This is a genomic window from Streptomyces sp. NPDC001781 (assembly GCF_053596035.1).
Genome location: NZ_JBSFFI010000034.1, coordinates 46,871 through 68,638, shown reverse-complemented (window position 1 = coordinate 68,638; position 21,768 = coordinate 46,871). Strand labels below are relative to the sequence as shown.

General features: G+C 72.2%; 18 protein-coding genes. 10 read left to right on the top strand and 8 right to left on the bottom strand.

The window, feature by feature from the left end; translation table 11 throughout:
- Positions 1-131: 131 nt before the first annotated feature.
- From ACWCV3_RS25245 to ACWCV3_RS25225, 5 genes are read right to left on the bottom strand one after another with little or no spacing between them, the layout of a single operon-like run.
- Complete coding sequence (locus ACWCV3_RS25245) at positions 132-1,442, bottom strand: DUF58 domain-containing protein (RefSeq protein WP_451228389.1); 1,311 nt, start codon at positions 1,440-1,442, stop codon at positions 132-134.
- Entirely contained in the window at positions 1,442-2,434 is a 993-nt protein-coding gene (locus ACWCV3_RS25240; protein WP_451228386.1) for an AAA family ATPase, read from the bottom strand. Before ACWCV3_RS25240 ends, ACWCV3_RS25245 begins: the two co-directional genes overlap by 1 nt.
- On the bottom strand, positions 2,431-3,609 hold the full coding sequence (locus tag ACWCV3_RS25235; RefSeq protein WP_451228383.1) for a DUF4350 domain-containing protein: 1,179 nt from the start codon (positions 3,607-3,609) through the stop codon (positions 2,431-2,433). Before ACWCV3_RS25235 ends, ACWCV3_RS25240 begins: the two co-directional genes overlap by 4 nt.
- Entirely contained in the window at positions 3,606-4,337 is a 732-nt protein-coding gene (locus ACWCV3_RS25230) for a DUF4129 domain-containing protein (protein WP_451228380.1), read from the bottom strand. Before ACWCV3_RS25230 ends, ACWCV3_RS25235 begins: the two co-directional genes overlap by 4 nt.
- A 4-nt stretch (positions 4,338-4,341) precedes the next feature.
- Positions 4,342-5,688 carry a hypothetical protein gene (locus ACWCV3_RS25225; RefSeq protein ID WP_451228377.1) on the bottom strand — a complete coding sequence of 449 codons (1,347 nt, stop codon included), beginning with the start codon at positions 5,686-5,688 and terminating at the stop codon, positions 4,342-4,344.
- Between the two features lie 140 nt (positions 5,689-5,828).
- Between ACWCV3_RS25225 and mtnA the strand changes: the two genes are divergently transcribed.
- From mtnA to ACWCV3_RS25190, 7 genes are all read left to right on the top strand, one after another.
- Positions 5,829-6,971, top strand: a complete 1,143-nt coding sequence (gene mtnA / locus ACWCV3_RS25220; protein ID WP_451228374.1) for an S-methyl-5-thioribose-1-phosphate isomerase — start codon at positions 5,829-5,831, stop codon at positions 6,969-6,971.
- 149 nt (positions 6,972-7,120) lie between these two features.
- Positions 7,121-7,810, top strand: coding sequence for a two-component system response regulator MtrA (gene mtrA, locus ACWCV3_RS25215; protein WP_451228371.1), 690 nt, complete (start codon positions 7,121-7,123; stop codon positions 7,808-7,810).
- A gap of 1 nt (position 7,811) precedes the next feature.
- Positions 7,812-9,887: an MtrAB system histidine kinase MtrB gene (mtrB, locus tag ACWCV3_RS25210; RefSeq protein ID WP_451228369.1), complete on the top strand. Its 2,076-nt coding sequence runs from the start codon at positions 7,812-7,814 to the stop codon at positions 9,885-9,887.
- Positions 9,877-11,748 (top strand): LpqB family beta-propeller domain-containing protein, encoded by a 1,872-nt coding sequence (locus ACWCV3_RS25205; protein ID WP_451228366.1) that lies wholly within the window; start codon positions 9,877-9,879, stop codon positions 11,746-11,748. The genes mtrB and ACWCV3_RS25205 overlap by 11 nt, the downstream gene beginning before the upstream one ends.
- A 133-nt stretch (positions 11,749-11,881) precedes the next feature.
- Positions 11,882-12,733: a ComF family protein gene (locus ACWCV3_RS25200; RefSeq protein WP_451228364.1), complete on the top strand. Its 852-nt coding sequence runs from the start codon at positions 11,882-11,884 to the stop codon at positions 12,731-12,733.
- A 325-nt stretch (positions 12,734-13,058) separates the two neighbouring features.
- The gene (hpf, locus tag ACWCV3_RS25195) at positions 13,059-13,751 is read left to right on the top strand and encodes a ribosome hibernation-promoting factor, HPF/YfiA family (protein ID WP_451228396.1); all 693 of its coding nucleotides are present in this window, start codon (positions 13,059-13,061) and stop codon (positions 13,749-13,751) included.
- 203 nt (positions 13,752-13,954) lie between these two features.
- Positions 13,955-14,701 carry a response regulator gene (locus ACWCV3_RS25190; protein WP_451228361.1) on the top strand — a complete coding sequence of 249 codons (747 nt, stop codon included), beginning with the start codon at positions 13,955-13,957 and terminating at the stop codon, positions 14,699-14,701.
- Between the two features lie 27 nt (positions 14,702-14,728).
- Here the strand turns inward: ACWCV3_RS25190 and ACWCV3_RS25185 are convergent, their stop codons facing one another.
- Both ACWCV3_RS25185 and ACWCV3_RS25180 read right to left on the bottom strand, forming a co-directional pair.
- On the bottom strand, positions 14,729-15,919 hold the full coding sequence (locus ACWCV3_RS25185; RefSeq protein WP_451228358.1) for a winged helix-turn-helix domain-containing protein: 1,191 nt from the start codon (positions 15,917-15,919) through the stop codon (positions 14,729-14,731).
- Complete coding sequence (locus ACWCV3_RS25180) at positions 15,916-16,554, bottom strand: GNAT family N-acetyltransferase (RefSeq protein ID WP_451228355.1); 639 nt, start codon at positions 16,552-16,554, stop codon at positions 15,916-15,918. Before ACWCV3_RS25180 ends, ACWCV3_RS25185 begins: the two co-directional genes overlap by 4 nt.
- Before the next feature lie 253 nt (positions 16,555-16,807).
- Here ACWCV3_RS25180 and secA point away from each other — a divergent pair, with 253 nt between their 5' ends.
- Entirely contained in the window at positions 16,808-19,651 is a 2,844-nt protein-coding gene (gene secA, locus ACWCV3_RS25175) for a preprotein translocase subunit SecA (RefSeq protein ID WP_451228352.1), read from the top strand.
- Between the two features lie 132 nt (positions 19,652-19,783).
- Here secA and ACWCV3_RS25170 read toward each other — a convergent pair whose 3' ends face one another.
- Complete coding sequence (locus ACWCV3_RS25170; protein ID WP_451228350.1) at positions 19,784-20,221, bottom strand: Rv3235 family protein; 438 nt, start codon at positions 20,219-20,221, stop codon at positions 19,784-19,786.
- 305 nt (positions 20,222-20,526) lie between these two features.
- Here ACWCV3_RS25170 and ACWCV3_RS25165 point away from each other — a divergent pair, with 305 nt between their 5' ends.
- Complete coding sequence (locus ACWCV3_RS25165; RefSeq protein WP_451228347.1) at positions 20,527-21,021, top strand: DUF6912 family protein; 495 nt, start codon at positions 20,527-20,529, stop codon at positions 21,019-21,021.
- 58 nt (positions 21,022-21,079) lie between these two features.
- Entirely contained in the window at positions 21,080-21,748 is a 669-nt protein-coding gene (locus ACWCV3_RS25160) for an HAD family hydrolase (RefSeq protein WP_451228345.1), read from the top strand.
- Positions 21,749-21,768 lie beyond the last annotated feature (20 nt).

Below are 21,768 nucleotides of genomic sequence, written 5' to 3'. Positions count from 1 at the left end.
GGGGGGACCCTGTGGGAGAGTAGGACGCCGCCGAACTATTTTTGAGGGAAAAACCCCCGCACCTTCTGGTGCGGGGGTTTTCTGCGTTCAGGGCCGTTTTTCCTCCGAGGAGGGGGCAGCGCGAATGCGCTTCAGAGACGGCCCGCCGCCTTCAGTGCCAGATAGGTGTCTGCCAATGCGGGCGCCAGTTCCTCCGGCGTCGCGTCCACGACCGTGACCCCATGGCGACGAAGCTGCTCGGCGGTGCGCCGTCGGTCCTGCTGAGCCCGCGCGGCTGCCGCAGCGTCGTACACCGCGTCGATGTCTCCTCTGGCCTGTGCCATGCGTGCGATATGGGGGTCGGCCACGGAGGCCACGAGAACTGTGTGGCGTTGGGTGAGCTGCGGGAGCACCGGCAGCAGGCCCTCTTCCACCGGGGCCGCGTCAAGGGACGTCAGCAGGACGATCAGCGAGCGGCGCGGTGCTGTGCGCAGAGCGGCTGCCGTGAGGCCGCGGGCGTCCGTCTCGACGAGCTCCGGTTCCACCGAGGCCATGGCGGTGACGAGGGACGGCAGGAGCTGACCTGCGGACTTGCCCTGGACGAGGGCACGTACCCGGCGATCGTAGGCGAGCAGGTCCACGCGGTCGCCGGCGCGGGAGGCGAGGGCCGCCACGAGAAGCGCCGCGTCCATGGCGGCGTCAAGGCGGGGCACGTCGTCGACGCGGCCGGCCGAGGTGCGGCCGGTGTCGAGGACCAGCAGGATGCGACGGTCACGCTCAGGGCGCCAGGTGCGTACGGCGACCGTGGACTGGCGGGCGGTGGCCCGCCAGTCGATGGAGCGGGTGTCGTCGCCGGGGACGTACTCGCGGAGGCTGTCGAACTCCGTACCCTCACCGCGTGTCAGAACGCTTGTCCTACCGTCTAGTTCACGCAATCGAGCGAGTTTCGACGGGAGGTGCTTTCGGCTGGTGAAAGGGGGCAAAACCCGTAGTGACCAGGGCACTCGGTGGGTGCCCTGACGGAAGAACAGCCCGAGAGGCCCGTAGGAGCGGATCGTGACGCGGTCGGCCTGGCGGTCGCCCCGGCGGGTGGGACTCAACCGGCTTGTCACACGGCGTCGCTCGCCGGCCGGGATGTCCAGACGGTGCCGGGAACCCTCGATCTCGGTGCCCGGTTCCCAACTGCTGGGCGGCCACGCGTCCCGAAGCCGCCCCCGCAGCGGGCGGCGGGACGGGTTGGTGACGGTCAGAGTGATGTCGGCGGTCTCGCCGAGACGAGTGGAGGTGTCGCCGGAGCGAGTGAGGACAAGGCGCCGCACGGGGGCCGCGAGCGCGGCGTCACAGGCGCAGGCCAGGGCGAGGGAGCCGTTGACCGCGAGGAGACCAGTCCAGCCGGGCTCCAGCAGGCCGACGGGGAGGGAGCCGAGGGCCGCGACGAGGGCGGCGCGTCCGGTGAGCGGCATCAGCGGGGTACCGGGACCTGGGCGAGTACCGAGTTGATGACCGAGTCGGCGGTCACGCCCTCCATCTCCGCCTCCGGGCGCAGCTGGAGCCGGTGGCGCAGGGCGGGCAGGGCGAGGGCCTTCACGTCGTCGGGGGTGACGTAGTCACGGCCCGTCAGCCAGGCCCAGGCACGGGCGGCGGCGAGCAGTGCGGTGGCTCCTCGGGGGGAGACGCCCAGGGTGAGTGAGGGGGACTGACGGGTGGCGCGGCAGATATCGACGACGTAGGCCGTGATCTCCGCGGAGACGGTCGTCTCGGCGACGGCGGCCCGGGCGGCCTCGAGGTCCGCCGGGCCGGCGACCGGGCGTACGCCCGCTGCGTGCAGGTCGCGGGGATCGAAACCCGAGGCGTGGCGGCTCAGGACGTCGATCTCGTCCTCGCGGGAGGGCAGCGGGATCGTCAGCTTCAGCAGGAAGCGGTCCAGTTGGGCCTCGGGGAGGGGATAGGTGCCCTCGTACTCGACCGGGTTCTGGGTGGCCGCGACCAGGAACGGCTCGGGGAGGGGACGCGGAGTGCCGTCGACCGTGACCTGCCGTTCCTCCATGGCTTCGAGGAGGGAGGACTGGGTTTTCGGCGGGGTGCGGTTGATTTCGTCCGCGAGGAGGAGGTTTGTGAAGACGGGGCCGGGCTGGAAGGAGAACTCCGCGGTGCGGGTGTCGTAGACGAGGGAGCCGGTGACGTCACTCGGCATCAGGTCGGGCGTGAACTGGACTCGCTTGGTGTCGAGTTCGAGTGCCGATGCCAGAGCACGGACCAGGAGGGTCTTGGCGACGCCGGGGACGCCCTCGAGAAGGACGTGGCCTCGGCACAGCAGGGCGACGACGAGTCCGGTGACGGCGGGATCCTGGCCGACCACGGCTTTGGCGATCTCGGTGCGCAGGGTCTCCAGTGAGGCACGGGCGGCGTCCGCGTCCCCGGTGTTCCCGGCGCTGTCAGTGGTCGGAGCCATCATGAACGGCGTACCTCTCTTTCGAGGGCGTCGAGTCGGTCGGTGAGTGCGATGAGGGCCGCGTCGTCGCGGGGCGGCGCTCCGAAGAGGGTTGAGTGCAGTGCCTGTTCGTCGCTGTCGGGAAGACGCGAGGACAGAGCCGGGAGCAGGGCTTCCGAGGCGTGCGCGAGGGCAGCGGGGACGCCGACGAGCGGGGCCAGACGGGTGCGGGCCGTGGAGCGCAGGGCGGCGGATGCGCGGTCGCGGGCGTCGGCCTTGCGGTACAGGCGGGCGCGGCCCTCGGTCGTCTCGGAGGCGCGGATGACGACGGGCAGCCGCTCGGGGACGAGAGGGCCGAAGCGGCGACCGCGCCAGAAGGCGGCGAGCGCGGCTGCGACGAACAGTTGCAGGGTGCCCCAGAGCCAGCCCGAGGGGAGCAGGTCGAGGAGGCTCCTGCGGCCGTCGGTGCCGGTGGTGGAGGAGTCGGTGAGCGAGGGGAGGTACCAGACCAGATGAGGCCGGGAGCCGAGGAGTTGCAGGGCGAGCGAGGCGTTGCCCTGTTTGTCCAGACGGTTGTTGAGCAGGATGTCGGGCGAGCCGAGGAGGACGGTGTCGCCGGTGCCGGAAGCAGCGGGTACGCGGAGCAGGGTGGGGCGCCGTTCGCTGGGGTAGCAGGCGTCGGCATCGGCGTCGGTGGTGCGGTAGCGGATGCCGCCGGTCTCGGCGCTGCCGGCCCGCCGGGCCTCCGGGAGGGTGCAGTCGGGCTCCAGCGTGGTGTCGAGGGTGGTGAGGGGGCTCGCGGTGACGCCGGGGGCCAGGCGTCCGACGGACCAGTCGCCGGGCGCGACGAGCACGGTGCGGCCGCCGGAGGACGACGTGGCCTCGGTGAGCCGGCTCTGCTGGCGGTGACTCAGCAGGTCGGGTACGGCGACCAGCAGGGTGGTGTCCGGGCGGGCGGCCCGGCGGGCCGCGTCGAGGGTGGTGACCACCCGAGTGGTGACCCCTCGGTCGGCGAGGAGTTCGGCGACGGCCAGGCTGCCGCGTGGATCGGCCGAGCGGGGGTCGAGGTCGCCGTGCCTGGTCTGGGAGCGGACGACGGCGATGGCGACGGCACCGGCCAGCAGCAGTACGACGGCGAGGGCGATCCCCCGGTTGCGGGTCCAGATCTGACGGGCCGTGGGGGCGGACGAGGTGGTCATCCGGACCTCCCGTCGGGGGCGGCGCTGTCCACCAGGGTGGGGCGGGCGCGTTCGAGGTCGCTGTCGAGCCGGGCGAGGCGTTGGTACGTCTGCTGGTCGGCGGTGCGGCCGCCGTATGTGATGTCGTCGAAGTGGCGGGCGGCTGCGCGGAGTCCGGCCGCGTGGGCGGGCAGGGCGCGACCTGCCTGGTTCGCGGCTTCGTCGGCGGTGCGGCCCGGACGGACGTCGAGCAGGGCGCGTTCCTCCAGGGCGCGGACGACGGCCCGCATGCGTTCCTGTGCCGCCTGGTTCCAGTGGCCCTGGGCGGCGTGTGCCTCGGCTGCGGCCCGGTGCTCGGCGGCGGTGCGCAGCCGCTCGTCGAACAGCGGGGCCGCCGCCACGGGGCTGCGGCGCGGGGTGCCCAGCCGCCACCACAGGGCGACCAGGACGGCGATGACGCACAGGACCACGACGAGGAGGCCGAGCGAGCCGCCCGGTGTCGTCGAGGCGGCCTTGGCGAGGAGTCTGCCGAGCCACTCCCAGAACGTGTTCAGGGCGCGCTGGAACAGGCTGGGGTCGTTCTCGTGGTACATCCGCTTGGCCAGCTCGCGGCGGGCCGCCTCGCGGGCGGGATCGCGCGGGACGGTCACGGGCGGTACGTCGCCGGAGCCGCCCGACGTGAAGGTGATGAGGCGGGCGGCGCCGGACATGGCCGACGCCGCCGTGAGAACTCCCCCCGTCATGCTCACCGCATCAGCTCCCCGGCACCGGGCCGGGCGTGGCGTCGGGGGTGTAGCCCTGGACGCCGGCGGCGCGGGCCAGCTCGATGTCGAGGGCCTCGCGGCGGATGCGCTGGTCGATGTAGAGGAGCACGGTGACCCCGGCCTGGACCGGCATGGTGAGCGTGGCGCCGATCACCGAGCCGACGCCGGTGATGAGCAGGAACGACCAGCCGGCCGGCTGGGCACCGGTGCCGATCAGGGAGGTCACTTTCTCGCCGTTGACGGCGAACGCGATGACGGTGAAGGGGATCACCGCGATCCAGGAGACCATGTTGGCGATCAGCCCGGCGAGGAACTGCACGCCGACGACGCGCCACCAGGAGCCCTGCACCAGCTTGGCCGACCGGCTCAGCGCCTTCCACACACCCTGCCGCTCCAGCATCAGCGCGGGCGAGGCGAGGGAGAAGCGGACGGTCAGCCACATCATGACGACGACGGCCGCGAGGATGCCCAGGACGAGCAGGATGACGGCGGGGGCGTCGAAGCCCGCGACGAGGCCCACAGCGACGCCCGGCAGCGCGCCGGCGACCAGGATGCCGCCGGTGATGAGGGCCAGCAGCATGAGGAGGCCGAGCAGTTTGAGGAACTGGCCGCGGGACTCGCGCCATGCCTCGCCGATGCCGATCGGCTTGCCGAGGACGGCACGGCTGGTCACGGTCGTCAGCAGCGCGGTGGCCACGATGGTGCCGACCACGGACACGACGCCGACGAGCAGCGCGCCGGCCGTGATCGAGCCGAGGGAGCGCAGCGCCTCGGCCGGGGTGACGCCTGGGTCGCTGAGTGTGCTGGTGGTGTCCTTGAGGAGGACGCCCTGGAGCAGGAGCGCGCACAGCTCGGTGAGGACGGCCACCGCCAGCGAGACGCCGAGGACGGTGCGCCAGTAGGCGCGCATGGTGGAGATGGCGCCGTCGAGTATCTCGCCGATGCTGAGCGGGCGCAGCGGGATGACACCGGGCTTCGCGGCGGGCGGGGGACCGCCCCAGCCGTTGCCCCAGGCGGCGGGTCCGGCCCACCCGGCGGGGGGACGGCCGCCCCAGCCCGCGACCGGTGGTGGCGGTGGGGGTGCCTGGCCCGGGGCGGGAGCGCCGGCGGGAGCCGACCACTGTCCGGGCGGAGGCTGACCCGCGGCCCACTTCGCCTCCGGAGCTTCCGGGGCCTTCGCGTCCGGGCTCTGCGGAGCCTCACCAGGCTGCGCCGCGGGTTCCGCGGGGGCGGGGTCGCCGGTGGGCGTGGGCCCGGCGGCGCCGGCCGCGCCGGTCTGCCGTTCCTCGGACGACGGGTCGGGTCCGGGCGAAGCCCAGCCCGGCGTGTCACTCATCGAAGCTCCTTCACGGTGCCCGTCCGCGGTCGCGGCGGCAGGTTGGCAGCCATCGTGCCATGGCCAGGTCGCGGTGTGACCTGCTGCGGTGGGCCCTGCACTCCATCAATTCTCCGCCGGATACGGGGCAGACTCACCGCATGGCTGATCAGCAGGCGCGACCCGGTGAGGACAAGCGGCCGAGCGAGATACCGGTCATCCGATGGGAGGAACCACCCGAAGGACCCGTACTGATCCTTCTCGACCAGACGAGGCTTCCGTCCGAAGAGGTCGAGCTGGTGTGCACGGACGCGTCCGCGCTGGTGGAGGCGATCCGTTCGCTCGCGGTGCGCGGTGCGCCGGTGCTGGGCATCGCGGGCGCGTACGGCGTCGCACTTGCCGCCGCACGCGGCTTCGACGTGGACGAGGCCGCCGAAGCGCTGGAGAGCGCCCGGCCCACGGCGGTGAACCTGGCCGTCGGTGTGCGCCGGGCCCTGGCCGCTTACCAAGACGCGCTGACCACGACCGGCGACCCTACGGCGGCCGCGACGGAGGCGCTCGCCGCGGCGCGGGCGCTGCACCGGGAGGACGCGGAGGCGAGCGCGCGGATGGCCGCGCACGGTCTGGCGCTGCTGGACGAGCTGATGCCGGGCGGCGGCCACCGGGTGCTGACCCACTGCAACACCGGCGCGCTGGTGTCGGGAGGTGAGGGCACGGCCTTCGCGGTGGCGGTGGCCGCGCACCGGGTGGGGCGGCTGCGGCGGCTCTGGGTGGACGAGACACGCCCCCTGTTGCAGGGGGCGCGGCTGACGGCGTGGGAGGCGGCGCGCGGCGGGATGGCGTACACGCTGCTCACGGACAGCGCGGCCGGTTCGCTGTTCGCGGCAGGGGAGGTGGACGCGGTGCTGGTGGGGGCGGACCGCATCGCGGCCGACGGCTCGGTGGCGAACAAGGTCGGCAGCTACCCGCTGGCGGTGCTGGCCCGCTATCACCACGTGCCCTTCATCGTGGTGGCGCCCGTGACCACGATCGACCCGGACACCCCGGACGGGGCGGCCATCGAGGTCGAGCAGCGGCCTGGCTTCGAGGTGACCGAGATCCTCACGCCCCAGGCGTCCGCGGTCGGCGGAGGCGGCGGGGTGCCGTTGGCACCGCTGGGCACGCAGGTGTACAACCCGGCGTTCGACGTGACACCGCCTGAACTGGTGACGGCGATCGTCACGGAGGAGGGCACCGTCTCTCCGGTGACCCCCGAGGCGCTGGCGGCGCTGTGCGCGAGGGCCCGGTCCACACCGGCCGCCTGAGACCCGCACCGGCTGCCGGAGTCGCCCGCCGTCCGGCCCCGGCAGCCGTCCCCTGCGCGGCAGGGGCAGACAGTGACCGCGTCGTACGACTATCGTCACAGGCCAGTGACGTGCCTCACCTGCGGCTCTGTCGTCGTTATGAGAATGGGATGATGGCCTTTATGAAGGGACGAGTCCTTGTCGTCGACGACGACACCGCACTGGCCGAGATGCTCGGCATCGTGCTGCGTGGTGAAGGTTTTGAGCCGTCTTTCGTAGCCGACGGGGACAAGGCGCTGGCCGCTTTCCGGGAGTCCAAGCCCGATCTTGTGCTGCTGGACCTGATGCTGCCCGGCAGGGACGGCATCGAGGTGTGCCGCCTGATCCGGGCGGAGTCCGGGGTGCCGATCGTGATGCTCACCGCCAAGAGCGACACCGTCGATGTCGTCGTGGGCCTGGAGTCGGGCGCGGACGACTACATCGTGAAGCCGTTCAAGCCGAAGGAGCTGGTGGCCCGTATCCGGGCGCGGCTGCGGAGGTCGGAGGAGCCGGCGCCGGAGCAGCTCACCATCGGTGACCTGGTGATCGACGTGGCCGGGCACTCCGTGAAGCGGAACGGGCAGTCGATCGCGCTGACCCCGCTGGAGTTCGACCTGCTCGTCGCGCTCGCGCGCAAGCCGTGGCAGGTGTTCACCCGCGAGGTGCTGCTGGAGCAGGTCTGGGGCTACCGGCACGCCGCCGACACCCGTCTGGTCAACGTGCATGTGCAGCGGCTGCGTTCCAAGGTCGAGAAGGACCCGGAGCGGCCGGAGATCGTGGTCACCGTCCGTGGCGTCGGCTACAAGGCCGGACCGAGCTGAGATGTCCGGGGACAGCGCCGCCTCGGCTCCCGGCCGGCCCGGCGCCGGTCCGGGCCGTGAGTCCGGCCGCGGCGCGGGGGATCCGCGCCGGGGCCGCCTCTTCACCGCCGCACTGCTGAGCGGCGGTGTCCAGGGCAGTCCGGTCGTCCGGCTGCTCGTCCGCTGGGTGCGCCGTCCGCTGCTTCCCGTCATGCGGCTGTGGCGGCGCAACATCCAGCTCCGGGTCGTCGCCACCACCCTGCTGATGTCGCTCGGCGTCGTGCTGCTGCTCGGCTTCGTCGTCATCGGCCAGGTGCGCAACGGCCTGCTGGACGCGAAGGTCAAGGCGTCGCAGAGCCAGGCCACCGGCGGTTTCGCCGTGGCCCGGCAGAGCGCTGACGAGACCGCGGCCGCCACTCACGGCGGCACCGGCGGCAACGGCACCGACGGCCGGCAGTCCCAGAACGTCATCCAGTGGATGAGCGATCTCGTGGAGTCGCTGTCCAGCGGTGGTTCGGGTGCCTTCGACGTGGTCACGCTGCCCGTCGGCGACGACAGCGGCGGTGGCCGCAGCCCGCGTGGTTCCGGATACGTCAGCCCGGCCGAGAGCGTGCCCGCCGATCTGCGCGACCGGGTCAACAGCAGCTCCAGCACCGCCGCCGCGCAGAGCTACACCCGCATCGTCTACAGCAACGGCAAGGACTCCCAGCCCGCGCTGGTCATCGGCAAGCAGGTCAACGACCCCAACGGGCACCCGTACGAGCTGTACTACCTCTTCCCGCTCACGCAGGAGGAGAAGTCGCTGAGCCTGGTCAAGGGCACCCTGGCGACCGCGGGCCTCTTCGTGGTCGTCCTGCTCGGGGCCATCGCGTGGCTGGTGGTGCGGCAGGTCGTCACGCCGGTACGGATGGCGGCCGGCATCGCCGAGCGGCTGTCCGCCGGGCGGCTCCAGGAGCGGATGAAGGTCACCGGCGAGGACGACATCGCGCGCCTCGGCGAGGCCTTCAACAAGATGGCGCAGAACCTCCAGCTCAAGATCCAGCAGCTCGAGGACCTGTCGCGGATGCAGCGGCGGTTCGTCTCCGACGTCTCGCACGAGCTGCGCACCCCGCTGACCACCGTCCGCATGGCCGCCGACGTCATCCACGAGGCCCGTGAGGACTTCGACCCGATGACCGCGCGGTCCGCCGAACTCCTCGCCGACCAGCTCGACCGGTTCGAGTCTCTGCTCGCCGACCTGCTGGAGATAAGCCGGTTCGACGCGGGCGCGGCCGCGCTGGAGGCCGAGCCGATCGACCTCAGGGAGGTCGTCCGGCGGGTCGTCGGCGGGGCCGCGCCGCTCGCCGAGCGCAAGGGCAGCCGGATACGCGTCGTGGGTGACCTCCAGCCCGTCGTCGCGGAGGCGGACGCCCGGCGCGTGGAGCGGGTGCTGCGCAACCTCGTCGTCAACGCCGTCGAGCACGGTGACGGCAAGGACGTGGTGGTCAAGCTGGCCAGCGCGGGCGGCGCCGTCGCCGTCGCGGTGCGGGACTACGGTGTCGGGCTCAAGCCCGGCGAGGCCACCCGCGTCTTCAGCCGTTTCTGGCGGGCCGACCCGGCACGCGCGCGTACCACCGGTGGCACCGGGCTCGGGCTGTCGATCGCGCTGGAGGACGCCCGGCTGCACGGCGGCTGGCTCCAGGCGTGGGGCGAGCCGGGTGGCGGCTCGCAGTTCCGGCTGACCCTGCCGCGTACCGCCGACGAGCCGCTGCGGGGCTCGCCGATACCGCTGGAGCCCAAGGACTCGCGCCGCAACCGGGGCCCGGAAGACGGCGGCACTCCACGCGGGGGAGCGGAGAAGCTGGCGACGGTCCCGGTGCAGCAGCACGGCGGCAACGCGTCCGCCCTGGCACCGCGCCAGGGCACCGCGCCGGTGGCCGACCCGACGGCGCTGCCCGGCAGTGGCAACGGCAACCGTGTGGTGCCCCGGACCGCGAACGGCGGGCGGCGGCCCGACGGCAGGACCGGCGCGCGGGTCCCCGACCCGCGTGCGGGGGGCGGCCCGGAACCGGCCGGGCAGGACTCGACCGAGGCAGGGGAGGCGTTCCGTGGTCGCTGAGCGCGAGGGGGGCGCCCGGCGTACGCCGGGGCGCGCGGTGACGTACGCGGTCTGCGGAGCCGTACTGCTGGGCGGCTGCGCCTCGATGCCCGACAGCGGGGACCTGCGCAACGTGGAGTCCACGCCCCGCCAGGACACGGGGGTACGGGTCTTCGCCGTGCCACCCGCCGAGGGAGCTTCCCCCAGCGAGATCATGCAGGGCTTCCTGGAGGCGCTGACCAGCGACGATCCGCACTACGACACGGCGCGCAAGTACCTCACCGCCCAGGCGGCACGCGCCTGGCGGCCGGAGAGCTCGGCCACCGTGCTGGCGAACGGGCCCGGAATCATGGCCGAGATCCCGCCGGCCGGACGGGAGCCCGACGCCGGGCGCACCTACACCCTGGCGGGTGATCGGGTGGCCACGGTGGACGATCAGCAGGCGTACGCCCCGGCGCACGGCGACTACCGCGCCAAGGTGCATCTGGTCCAGGACCCCAAGAGCGGGCAGTGGCGCATCGACGCGCCGCCCGACGGTGTGGTGATGGGCAAGTCGGACTTCCAGCGCAACTACACGTCCGTCGACAAGTACTACTTCGCCGACCACACCCGGGCCGGGGCGACCGGTGACCCCGTGGCGGTCGCCGACCCGGTGTTCATGCGCAGCAAGGTCGACCCGATGACCGAGCTGGTGCGCTCACTGCTGCGCGGACCCACCGCCTGGCTCGGGCCGGTGGTCAGGTCCAGCTTCCCGACCGGCACGGCGCTGAAGGACGGCACCACCGGGCTGACCCCGGACGACGACAACAGGCTGACCGTGCCGCTCAACGCCAAGGCGGCCCGCGTCGGCCCAGCCCGCTGCACGGAGATGGCGACCCAACTGCTGTTCACGCTGCGGAACCTGGCGCCGAACCTGACGTCGGTCGACCTGCGCGGGCCCGGCGGGGCGCAGCTGTGCGACCTGGTCGAGAGCCGTGCGGACTCCGTCGCATGGCACGCCTCCGCGCAGAGCCCCCACTACCTCTACTACCTGGACGGCAAGCATCGGCTGACCCGGCTGCCCGCCTCCGGCGCAGGCACCGGCGATGCCGCCCCGGTGCCGGGCGCCTTCGGCGAGGGCACCAAGCAGCTCGGGTCGGTCGCCGTATCGCGGGACGAGCGCACGGCGGCCGGGGTCAGCGCGGACGGCAGCTCCCTGTACGTGACCCCGGTGGCCGCCATCGCCCCGCTGGAGCCGCCCGTACTGACCAGCCAGGGGCCCGCCGAGGACATGCGGCTGAGCCGGCCCTGCTGGGACGCGCGAGGTGATCTGTGGGTGGCCGACCTGAACCCGGCCCGGCCCCGGCTCTACGTCGTCCCGCAGGGCACCGGCAAGCCGGTCGCGGTGACGCTGCCGGAGCTGCCCGGCCCGATCCGGGACGTGCGGGTCGCGGCGGACGGGACGCGGATCGCGCTGGTCGTGGCGGCCAAGGGTGACCAGCAGTCGCTGCTCATCGGCCGGATCGAGGGCGGCGACAGCCTGAGCTCCGGCGTGAAGGGCGAGGACGGCACCCCGGCCGAGCCTCCGGCCGTCGTCGACCCGCGTCCGGCGGCGCCCGGCATGGAGCAGGTCACCGCGATGTCCTGGGCCGGCGACAGCCGCCTCGTGGTGGTCGGCCGCGAGCAGGGCGGTGTGCACCAGATGCGCTACGTGCAGGTGGACGGCTCCGCGCTGGAGGGTCCGGCGCCGGCCGCGCTGTCCCGGGTGAGGGCGATCGCCGCCGCCGAGGACGACCGGATGCCGCTGGTGGCCTACTCGGAGGACGGGATCGTCCGGCTGCCGTCGGGGGCGCAGTGGCAGAAGCTGGACAAGGACGGGACGGCACCGGTCTATCCGGGCTAGGGGTCCGCTGACCTGCGGATACCGACTCCCTCACTCGTGCGGGTGAGAGATGTGGTGCCCCGGCCGGGGTCGTCCACAGGGGTGTTCTCCACAGGGGTGGCCGGGTCGTCCGGGCCTCGGCACAGTGGGGGCCATGCGGGGATGGATGCGGGACCTCAGCGACCTGGCGCTGCCGACGGAGTGCGGCGGCTGCGGGTCACCACCGGCTGTGCTGTGCGCACGGTGCCGTGCGCTGCTGGAGCGCGCGGAGCCGCGCCGGGTGCGGCCGGTGCCCGAACCGCCCGGCCTGCCGGTCGTGCACGCCGCGGCGCCGTACGCGCTGGAGGTACGGGCCCTCCTCCTCGCGCACAAGGAACGGGGCGCCCTCGCGCTCACCGGGGCGCTGGGCGGGGCGCTCGCGGGAGCCGTGCACGCCGGGCTGGGAACGGAACCGGGCCGGAGTACAGCGGAGTCGCGTGCGGGGCCTGTACTCCTCGTGCCCGTGCCGTCCGCGCGATGGGCGGTGCGGCGGCGGGGGCACGATCCGGTGCGGCGGATGGCGCTGGTGGCGGCCGGGCGACTGCGGCAGGCCGGCGTCCCCGCGCGGGTGGCCGCCGTGCTGCGGCAGCGGCGCCCGGTGGCCGACCAGGCGGGGCTGGACGCCCGGCGGCGCCGGGAGAACCTCGCGGGAGCGCTGGAACTGCGGGCGGGCGGGGCGCAGCTCCTCGCCGGCGGACGGGTCGTGCTCGTCGACGACCTCATCACCACCGGCGCGAGCCTGGCCGAGGCGGCCCGCGCCCTCCGCGCGGCGGCCGGAATCCGGTGGGAGCAGGACGCGCCTGTGTATCGCGGCGCAACTCGGGAAGGTAGGGAGGAACGACAGACCGGGGCCCGAGCGCGGAGAGGAAAGTCGATGCATAGGGCACCGGAAAAGAGGCCGATGGACATCATCGGAAGTGCCGTCCGAGCTGCGGTGATCGCCGCTCCCCGTGATTCCTTCGAATAGGCGGGGAACCGGCCGAGAACCCACGTCGTTGCAGGTAGTGAGGGGAGTAATTCACCTGATCGGAGGTACGCCTCAGTAGAGGGTGACGACATCCGTCCGGGCGAGATATGTTCGGTTGTGAGGAAAGGCCCAGGCCACACCTCTCATATCCGATTGCCGTGCCGTGGGTTTCACATGAACTCACGCGTGACGGGGATGGAGATCTCGCCCATGGGGGAGGAGGAGGTGGAAGTCACCGAGTCCGAGGTTCCGGGGCTCACCGGAACCTGGTGCGAAAGGGAGACGCTCCGCCTAGGGCGTGAGCGATCCGGGAACGGAGTTCTGCGTGGACATCGTCGTCAAGGGCCGCAAGACCGAAGTACCTGAGCGGTTCCGCAAACACGTGGCCGAGAAGCTGAATCTGGAGAAGATCCAGAGGCTCGACGGCAAGGTGATCAGCCTCGACGTCGAGGTGTCCAAGGAGCCCAACCCCCGTCAGGCCGACCGCTGCGACCGGGTGGAGATCACGCTCCACTCCCGCGGTCCGGTGATCCGGGCGGAGGCATCGGCCAGCGACCCGTACGCGGCCCTCGACATGGCCGCGGAGAAGCTGGACGCACGGCTGCGCAAGCAGCATGACAAGCGAGTCGTGCGCCGGGGCGCACGACGCACCCCGGCCGCCGAAGTGGCCGACGTCGTCCCGGGCGTGGCGACGCTCTACCCCGACGGCGAGCCCGTCCCGGCCGCCGAGTCCGACGGGGTGCCCACCAAGAGGATCGGCTCGCTGGAGGTCAAGGGCGACGGCCCGCTGATCGTCCGCGAGAAGACCCACGTCGCCTCCCCGATGAGCCTTGACCAGGCCCTGTACGAGATGGAACTGGTCGGCCACGACTTCTACTTGTTCGTCGACTCCGAGACCAAGGAGCCGAGCGTCGTGTACCGGAGGCACGCCTACGACTACGGCGTCATCCATCTCAACACGGACCCGATGGTGGCGGAGGCGCATCCGCCCGCGGCGGGTGACACGCTGGGCGGCTGACCTGCCCGGCGGGAGCGGAGACGGTGCCCCTGGGACGCGAGTGCGCCCCCAGGGGCACCGGTGCGCGACCAGTTCGCCCCCTGTGCGTCACCGTTCGGGCGCCGGAGCATGAAATCATGACCGCACCGGCCCAACCGGTGGGCCGCTGCCTTGGGTTGGCGATGGCACGGAATCACGGGCCACAGCCTTCAGGGGGAGGAACGATGGCGGACACCTTCGGACCGATGCGCGACGCGGGCGCCGACGACGGCGTCATCGGCATGGAGCCGGACCTGGACCCCGCACGCGACGAGCCGATCCGGGTGCTCGTGGTCGACGACCACGCGCTGTTCCGCCGCGGTCTGGAGATCGTGCTCGCGGCCGAGGAGGACATCCAGGTCGTCGGCGAGGCCGGGGACGGGGCCGAGGCCGTGGACAAGGCGGCCGATCTGCTCCCCGACATCGTGCTGATGGACGTGCGGATGCCCCGGCGGGGCGGGATCGAGGCGTGCACCTCCATCAAGGAGGTGGCCCCCAGCGCGAAGATCATCATGCTGACGATCAGCGACGAGGAGGCCGACCTCTACGACGCCATCAAGGCGGGCGCGACCGGCTACCTCCTCAAGGAGATCTCCACCGACGAGGTGGCCACCGCCATCCGCGCCGTCGCGGACGGGCAGTCGCAGATCAGCCCCTCCATGGCGTCCAAGCTGCTCACCGAGTTCAAGTCGATGATCCAGCGCACCGACGAGCGGCGGCTCGTGCCCGCGCCCCGGCTGACCGACCGGGAGCTGGAGGTGCTCAAGCTCGTCGCCACCGGGATGAACAACCGGGACATCGCCAAGGAGTTGTTCATCTCGGAGAACACCGTGAAGAACCACGTCCGCAACATCCTGGAGAAGCTGCAGCTGCACTCCCGGATGGAGGCGGTCGTCTACGCGATGCGCGAGAAGATCCTGGAGATCCGCTAGCCGCACGCCCGCACGCCCGCACGCGGCCTACGAGACGGCGCGGGCCAGCTCCAGCGCGAGCGGCGCGCGGAGTTCGGGAGCGTCGACCCGCTCCACCCGTACGTCCGTGCAGCCCACCCAGGACGCGGCCTCCACCAGGGCCTGCGCCACACCCGGCACCGCCTTCGGGCCGTCCAGCGTGACCTGCCGGGCCACCAGGGTGCGGCCCTCGCGCGCCGGGTCCACCCGGCCGATCAGCCGCCCGCCGGACAGCACCGGCATGGCGAAGTAGCCGTACACCCGCTTCGGCTTGGGCACGTACGCCTCCAGACGGTGGGTGAAGCCGAAGACGCGCTCCGTGCGGGCCCGTTCCCAGACCAGGGAGTCGAAGGGGGAGAGCAGTGTCGTGCGGTGGCGCCCGCGCGGGGGCGCCACCAGCGCGGCCGGGTCGGCCCAGGCGGGCTTGCCCCAGCCCTCGACCTCGACCGGTACCAGACCCGATTCGGCGATCACCGCGTCGACCTGCTCGCCCTTGAGGCGGTGGTAGTCCGCGATGTCCGCTCGGGTGCCCACGCCCAGGGCCTCGCCGGCCAGCCGGACCAGCCGGCGCACGCACTCGGTGTCGGCCAGGTCGTCGTGGAGCAGCTCCCGCGGGATCGCGCGCTCGGCGAGGTCGTACACCCGCTTCCAGCTCCGGCGCTCCACGCAGACCACCTCGCCGTACATCAGCGCGCGCTCCACGGCGACCTTGGTGCCGGACCAGTCCCACCAGTCGCTGGTGCGCTTCGCGCCGCCCAGCTCGGTCGCGGTGAGCGGCCCCTCGGCGCGGAGCTGCTTGATCACCTGGTCGTAGACCCCCTCGGGCAACCGGTGGTTCCAGTGCGGGCGCTCGCGGTAGGCGCGGCGGCGGAACGCGAAGTGCGGCCACTCCTCGACGGGGAGGATGCACGCGGCGTGCGACCAGTACTCGAACGCGTGCGGCGTGCCGGAGGCCGGGCTCTGCCAGTAGGCCGACTCCACGGACGCGCGGCCGACCGCGCCCAGGCGCGCGTACGGGATCAGCTCGTGGGAGCGGGCCAGCACCGAGATGGTGTCGAGCTGGACCGCGCCCAGCGCCCGGAGCACCCCGCGCGCGCCCGAGCGGCGGTCGGGGGCGCCGAGGAAGCCCTGGGCCCGCAGGGCGAGTCGGCGGGCGTCGTCCGCGGTGAGGGTGACAGCGGGGCGCGGCAGGGTCGTCATGACGGGGACGATAGGGGCTGCCACTGACAGCCCCCGCCGACCTGCGTCTTCGCCTCCGGCACGCGGGCGGGGGCGGGCAGGTACGGCACCGAGGAACGCAGTCCGAGGTCCGAGGGGAGCAGCGAGCCCACCCACGAGTCCCGCCGGACTCCCCGGCTGCCCACGCCCGCGCGCAGGACCCCCTCGACGGTGAAACCGAGCCGTTCGGCCACCGCCCGGGAGGCGCTGTTGCCGACCTCGGCGCGCCACTCCAGCCGGTCCACCGAGAGGGCGCTGAAGGCCCAGCGGGCGACGGCGGACGCGGCCTCGGTGACATACCCCCGGCCGCGGTGTTCCCTGGCGGCCCAGTAGCCCAGCTCGCCGTGGCCGGGGCCGCGCAGCGAGAGACTGTGCATGCCCGTCAGCTCCCCGGACGGCAGGAAGGCGCCGAAGGTGTACATCGAGTCGTCCGCCCAGCCCCCGGGCGCCGTGCCTCCGACGAAGGTCTCGGCGTCCTCGCGCCGGTAGGGGGAGGGGAAGGAGGAGATCCAGCGCTGGATGGCGGGGTCCTGGGCCGCCGCGAACACGGCCTCGGCGTCCTCCGGGCGGACGGCGCGCAGCAGCAGGCGCGCGGTGGTCAGTACGACGGGGTCCATCCGGCGAGTGTGCGTGGACCGGACATTCGATGCCAACGTATTTCGCTCTGTGTGGGCGACGTATCACCATTCGCGCAATTCATCGGCGTGGCGCGGCACCATCCGCGGTACCCGGACGTTGTTCGGAGTAGAAGGACCACTGCGCCGCCGGGCCTCCCGGCGTGGCGGGGTCCTCGCATACGATGGCCGTTGCTCAATCAAGTCTTATGGAAACCGACCGTCCCAGGCCCGACCGGCAAGGAGACCACCCCCCGTGTCCGTCCTCTCGAAGATCATGCGTGCAGGCGAAGGCAAGATCCTGCGCAAGCTGCACCGCATCGCGGACCAGGTCAACTCCATCGAAGAGGACTTCGTCGACCTCTCCGACGCCGAGCTGCGGGCTCTCACCGAGGAGTACAAGCAGCGCTACGCGGACGGCGAGAGCCTGGACGACCTGCTCCCCGAGGCGTTCGCCACCGTCCGCGAGGCCGCCAAGCGCGTCCTCGGCCAGCGTCACTACGACGTGCAGATCATGGGCGGCGCCGCGCTCCACCTCGGTTACGTGGCCGAGATGAAGACCGGTGAGGGCAAGACCCTCGTCGGCACCCTGCCCGCGTACCTGAACGCCCTCTCCGGTGAGGGCGTCCACCTGATCACGGTCAACGACTACCTGGCCGAGCGCGACTCCGAGATGATGGGCCGCGTCCACAAGTTCCTCGGTCTGGAAGTCGGCTGCATCCTGGCCAACATGACGCCGGCCGAGCGCCGCGAGATGTACGCGTGCGACATCACCTACGGCACGAACAACGAGTTCGGCTTCGACTACCTGCGCGACAACATGGCGTGGGCGTCGGACGAGCTGGTGCAGCGCGGCCACAACTTCGCCATCGTCGACGAGGTGGACTCCATCCTCGTCGACGAGGCCCGTACGCCGCTGATCATCTCCGGCCCCGCCGACCAGGCCACCAAGTGGTACGGCGACTTCGCCAAGCTGGTCACCCGCCTCAAGAAGGGCGAGGCCGGCAATCCCCTCAAGGGCATCGAGGAGACCGGCGACTACGAGGTCGACGAGAAGAAGCGCACCGTCGCCATCCACGAGTCCGGTGTGTCCAAGGTCGAGGACTGGCTGGGCATCGACAACCTCTACGAGTCGGTCAACACCCCGCTCGTCGGCTACCTGAACAACGCCATCAAGGCCAAGGAGTTGTTCAAGAAGGACAAGGACTACGTCGTCATCGACGGCGAGGTCATGATCGTCGACGAGCACACCGGCCGTATCCTCGCGGGCCGCCGGTACAACGAGGGCATGCACCAGGCGATCGAGGCGAAGGAAGGGGTGGACATCAAGGACGAGAACCAGACGCTCGCCACCATCACCCTCCAGAACTTCTTCCGCCTCTACAAGCGCCACGACCACAGCGGCAAGGAAGTGCCGGGCCTGTCGGGCATGACCGGTACGGCGATGACCGAGGCCGCAGAGTTCCACCAGATCTACAAGCTCGGCGTCGTCCCGATCCCGACCAACCGGCCCATGGTCCGCAAGGACCAGTCGGACCTGATCTACCGCACCGAGGTCGCCAAGTTCGAGGCGGTCGTCGACGACATCGCCGAGAAGCACGAGAAGGGCCAGCCGATCCTGGTCGGCACCACCTCGGTGGAGAAGTCGGAGTACCTCTCCCAGCAGCTCAGCAAGCGCGGCATCCAGCACGAGGTGCTGAACGCCAAGCACCACGAGCGCGAGGCGTCGATCGTCGCGCAGGCCGGTCGCAAGGGCGCCGTGACGGTGGCCACCAACATGGCCGGCCGCGGTACCGACATCAAGCTCGGCGGCAACCCCGAGGACCTCGCCGAGGCGGAGCTGCGCCAGCACGGGCTCGACCCCGAGGAGCACATCGAGGAGTGGGCGGCCGCGCTGCCCGCCGCGCTGGCCCGGGCCGAGCAGGCGGTGAAGGCCGAGAAGGAGGAGGTCGAGCTCAGCGGCGGTCTCTACGTCCTCGGTACCGAGCGGCACGAGTCGCGGCGTATCGACAACCAGCTCCGCGGCCGGTCCGGCCGTCAGGGCGACCCCGGCGAGTCGCGGTTCTACCTCTCGCTCGGTGACGACCTGATGCGGCTGTTCAAGGCGCAGATGGTCGAGCGCGTGATGGCCATGGCCAACGTGCCGGACGACGTGCCGATCGAGAACAAGATGGTCACCCGCGCGATCGCGTCCGCGCAGTCGCAGGTGGAGCAGCAGAACTTCGAGACGCGCAAGAACGTCCTGAAGTACGACGAGGTGCTCAACCGGCAGCGTGAGGTCATCTACGGCGAGCGGCGCCGCGTCCTGGAGGGCGAGGACCTGCAGGAGCAGGTGCAGCACTTCATGAACGACACGATCGACGCGTACATCGCGGCCGAGACCGCCGACGGCTTCCCCGAGGACTGGGACCTGGACCGGCTGTGGGGCGCCTTCCGGCAGCTCTACCCGGTGAAGGTCACCATCGAGGAGCTGGAGGAGGCAGCGGGCGACCGGGCCGGTCTCACCGCGGAGTTCATCTCCGAGTCCATCAAGGACGACATCCACGCGCAGTACGAGGCGCGTGAGGAGCAGCTCGGCTCCGAGATCATGCGTGAGCTGGAGCGCCGGGTGGTGCTGTCGGTGCTGGACCGCAAGTGGCGTGAGCACCTCTACGAGATGGACTACCTCCAGGAGGGCATCGGCCTGCGTGCGATGGCGCAGAAGGACCCGCTGGTGGAGTACCAGCGCGAGGGCTTCGACATGTTCACCGCCATGATGGAGGGCATCAAGGAGGAGTCCGTCGGCTACCTGTTCAACCTGGAGGTCCAGGTCGAGCAGCAGGTCGAGGAGGTCCCGGTCGAGGCTCAGCCGGTCGGCGAGGGCATCCAGGACGCCGTGCCGGCGCAGGTTCCCGCCGGGGCGCGTCCGGAGATCCGGGCCAAGGGCCTCGATGTGCCGCAGCGTCGTGACCTGCACTTCTCCGCCCCCACCGTGGACGGCGAGGGCGGCGTCATCGAGCGCGATCTCGAGGACGACGAGCCCGTCCGCTCCGAGTCCGACGGCCTCACCCGCGCGGAACGCCGCCGCCAGGCCAAGGGCGGCCGGCGCCGCAAGAAGTAGCCCTCACACGGCTCGGGCAGTGCACCGGGGCCGGGTCCCCCCGCAAGCGGGGGCCCGGCCCCGCGTCGCGCCGGCCCCCAGGGAGGCCCGACGACACACCGCACAGGGCCCCTGATGCCCTCCAGTCGCCCCTCAGGGCGTCAAGGAGCGGCGGCCCGGCGGGGAGGCCAGTTCCACCGCCGTGCAGCGCCAGCGGAGATCCTCGGACTGTTCGAGGCGGAAGGCGAGCGCGCGGAGGTGGGTGCCGGCGGCGATGCGGGCGAAGACCTCGAGGGCACCGGCGCGGGGGACGAACCAGCCGAGGTCGTGGACGGTGGGGCATGCGGTGCCCCGGGTGCGCAGGGGGGTGCGCTCGGCCAGGCGGACGAGGTCGTCGTAGGCGGAACCCGCGGTGTGGCGGAGCATCCAGTGGACGGGGCGCTGGCCGCTCAGCACGGCCAGCAGGCGGTCCGCGAAGAGGTCGGTGGGGCGCGCGGTGGCGGTACGGCCGCGGACGGGGGTGCCGGGGCGGCGGGTGTCGTGGCGGGTCGGCGGGCGGTGGTGCGGCCGGGTCTGCGGCTTGCGGCTCATGACCTTGTTCATCGGAAGTCCCCGTTCGACCGGCCCGGCGTATACCGGGCGGTAACTCAAGTAGGTGGGGACCTTGTACGGGGACGGGGACCGGCCCGGCAAGGATGCCCGGCCGGTGTCGCGGGCACTGCGGGCTTCACTTATCCGGGTGACGGAGGCCTCCGTGAACCCCCTGCCCGCACGGTGCGCGAGGGTGACGCGCGGTGCGGCGGGCTGACGCCGCAAGGGGGTCGGGCGGGGACTCGAAAGGGGACGGCCGCACGTATTCTGGAGGCCCTCCTCCGACCCAGGAAAGTGCGGCCCGCATGCGCGTCTACGTACCCCTGACCCTCCCCGGCCTCGCCGAGGCCCAAGAGACGGGTGTGCTGGCGGCGGACCCGTTCGCCGCCTACGCCGTGACCCCCGCGCTGCGCGAGTGGTGCGGCACGGACGACCTGGAGGAGCTGGAGTACACCGCGCTCGGCGAGGCCGCGGCCGCCTCGCTGCGGCTGCTGGCCGCCGACCCCGAGGCGGCCCCGCGCCGCGTCGTCGTCGCGGTCGACGTCGCGGACGGCGCCGTCACCCCGGACCCGGACGGCCTCGGCGAGGTGACGGTCACCGCCTCGGCACGGCTCGCCAAGGCCGCGGCCGTGCACGCCGACGCCGACGACGCGGAGGCCGACGTCACCGCTGCGGCGCGGGCCGTCGAGGCGGCCGACGCGGGCGACGACGCGGCCCGTGAGACCGTGGACGGCGCCGACGGCCACGAACTGCTGTGGTTCGCCACGCAGGAGATCCCGGCGCTGCTGGCAGGCTCCTGACCTGCGCGCGACCCGCTCGCCCTTACGCACTGTCAGTGGCCCCCGGTACGGTTTTCGCATGGGGACGGGACACAGCGCACACATCGTCTGGGACTGGAACGGCACGCTGTTCCACGACAACGACGCGATCATCGGGGCGACCAACGCGGCCTTCGCCGAGCTGGGCCTGGAGCCGATCACCCTCGAGCGGTACCGCGCGCTGTACTGCGTCCCCGTACCCAGGTTCTACGAGCGCCTGATGGGCAGGCTGCCCAGCGACCTCGAATGGGAGGTCATGGACGGCGCCTTCCACCGGCACTACGCCGAGCACCGGGTGCGCTGCGGGCTCACAGAGGGCGCGGCCGAGCTGCTGGCCGGGTGGGGAGCGGACGGCCACAGCCAGTCCCTGCTGAGCATGTACGGGCACGAGGAGCTGGTCCCGCTGGTGCGCGGCCTCGGCATCGAGTCGCACTTCCTGCGTGTGGACGGCCGCACCGGCCCCTCCGGCGGCAGCAAGGCCGAGCACATGGTCCGCCACCTGGAGGCGATGAGCACCCTGGTGGACCCCGGGCGGACCGTGGTCATCGGTGACGCGGCCGACGACGCGCTGGCCGCCCGGCACGTCGGGGCACGCGCCGTGCTCTACACGGGCGGTTCGCACGGCCCGGAGAGCCTGCGCGGCGTCGGCGCGCCCGTCGTGGACAGCCTGGCCGAGGCCGTCGCGGAGGCCCGCCGAATAGCGTCGTGACGGCGTCGCAGCCGTCCGGG

What these genes read in the sequence shown, in the direction of transcription:
- ACWCV3_RS25245 (WP_451228389.1), bottom strand. Translation starts at nt 1,442, where the DNA reads ATGCCGCTCACCGGACGCGCCGCCCTCGTCGCGGCCCTCGGCTCCCTC.
- ACWCV3_RS25240 (WP_451228386.1), bottom strand. Translation starts at nt 2,434, where the DNA reads ATGATGGCTCCGACCACTGACAGCGCCGGGAACACCGGGGACGCGGAC.
- ACWCV3_RS25235 (WP_451228383.1), bottom strand. Translation starts at nt 3,609, where the DNA reads ATGACCACCTCGTCCGCCCCCACGGCCCGTCAGATCTGGACCCGCAAC.
- ACWCV3_RS25225 (WP_451228377.1), bottom strand. Translation starts at nt 5,688, where the DNA reads ATGAGTGACACGCCGGGCTGGGCTTCGCCCGGACCCGACCCGTCGTCC.
- mtnA (WP_451228374.1), top strand. Translation starts at nt 5,829, where the DNA reads ATGGCTGATCAGCAGGCGCGACCCGGTGAGGACAAGCGGCCGAGCGAG.
- mtrA (WP_451228371.1), top strand. Translation starts at nt 7,121, where the DNA reads ATGATGGCCTTTATGAAGGGACGAGTCCTTGTCGTCGACGACGACACC.
- mtrB (WP_451228369.1), top strand. Translation starts at nt 7,812, where the DNA reads ATGTCCGGGGACAGCGCCGCCTCGGCTCCCGGCCGGCCCGGCGCCGGT.
- ACWCV3_RS25200 (WP_451228364.1), top strand. Translation starts at nt 11,882, where the DNA reads ATGCGGGGATGGATGCGGGACCTCAGCGACCTGGCGCTGCCGACGGAG.
- ACWCV3_RS25190 (WP_451228361.1), top strand. Translation starts at nt 13,955, where the DNA reads ATGGCGGACACCTTCGGACCGATGCGCGACGCGGGCGCCGACGACGGC.
- ACWCV3_RS25185 (WP_451228358.1), bottom strand. Translation starts at nt 15,919, where the DNA reads ATGACGACCCTGCCGCGCCCCGCTGTCACCCTCACCGCGGACGACGCC.
- ACWCV3_RS25180 (WP_451228355.1), bottom strand. Translation starts at nt 16,554, where the DNA reads ATGGACCCCGTCGTACTGACCACCGCGCGCCTGCTGCTGCGCGCCGTC.
- ACWCV3_RS25170 (WP_451228350.1), bottom strand. Translation starts at nt 20,221, where the DNA reads ATGAGCCGCAAGCCGCAGACCCGGCCGCACCACCGCCCGCCGACCCGC.
- ACWCV3_RS25165 (WP_451228347.1), top strand. Translation starts at nt 20,527, where the DNA reads ATGCGCGTCTACGTACCCCTGACCCTCCCCGGCCTCGCCGAGGCCCAA.
- ACWCV3_RS25160 (WP_451228345.1), top strand. Translation starts at nt 21,080, where the DNA reads ATGGGGACGGGACACAGCGCACACATCGTCTGGGACTGGAACGGCACG.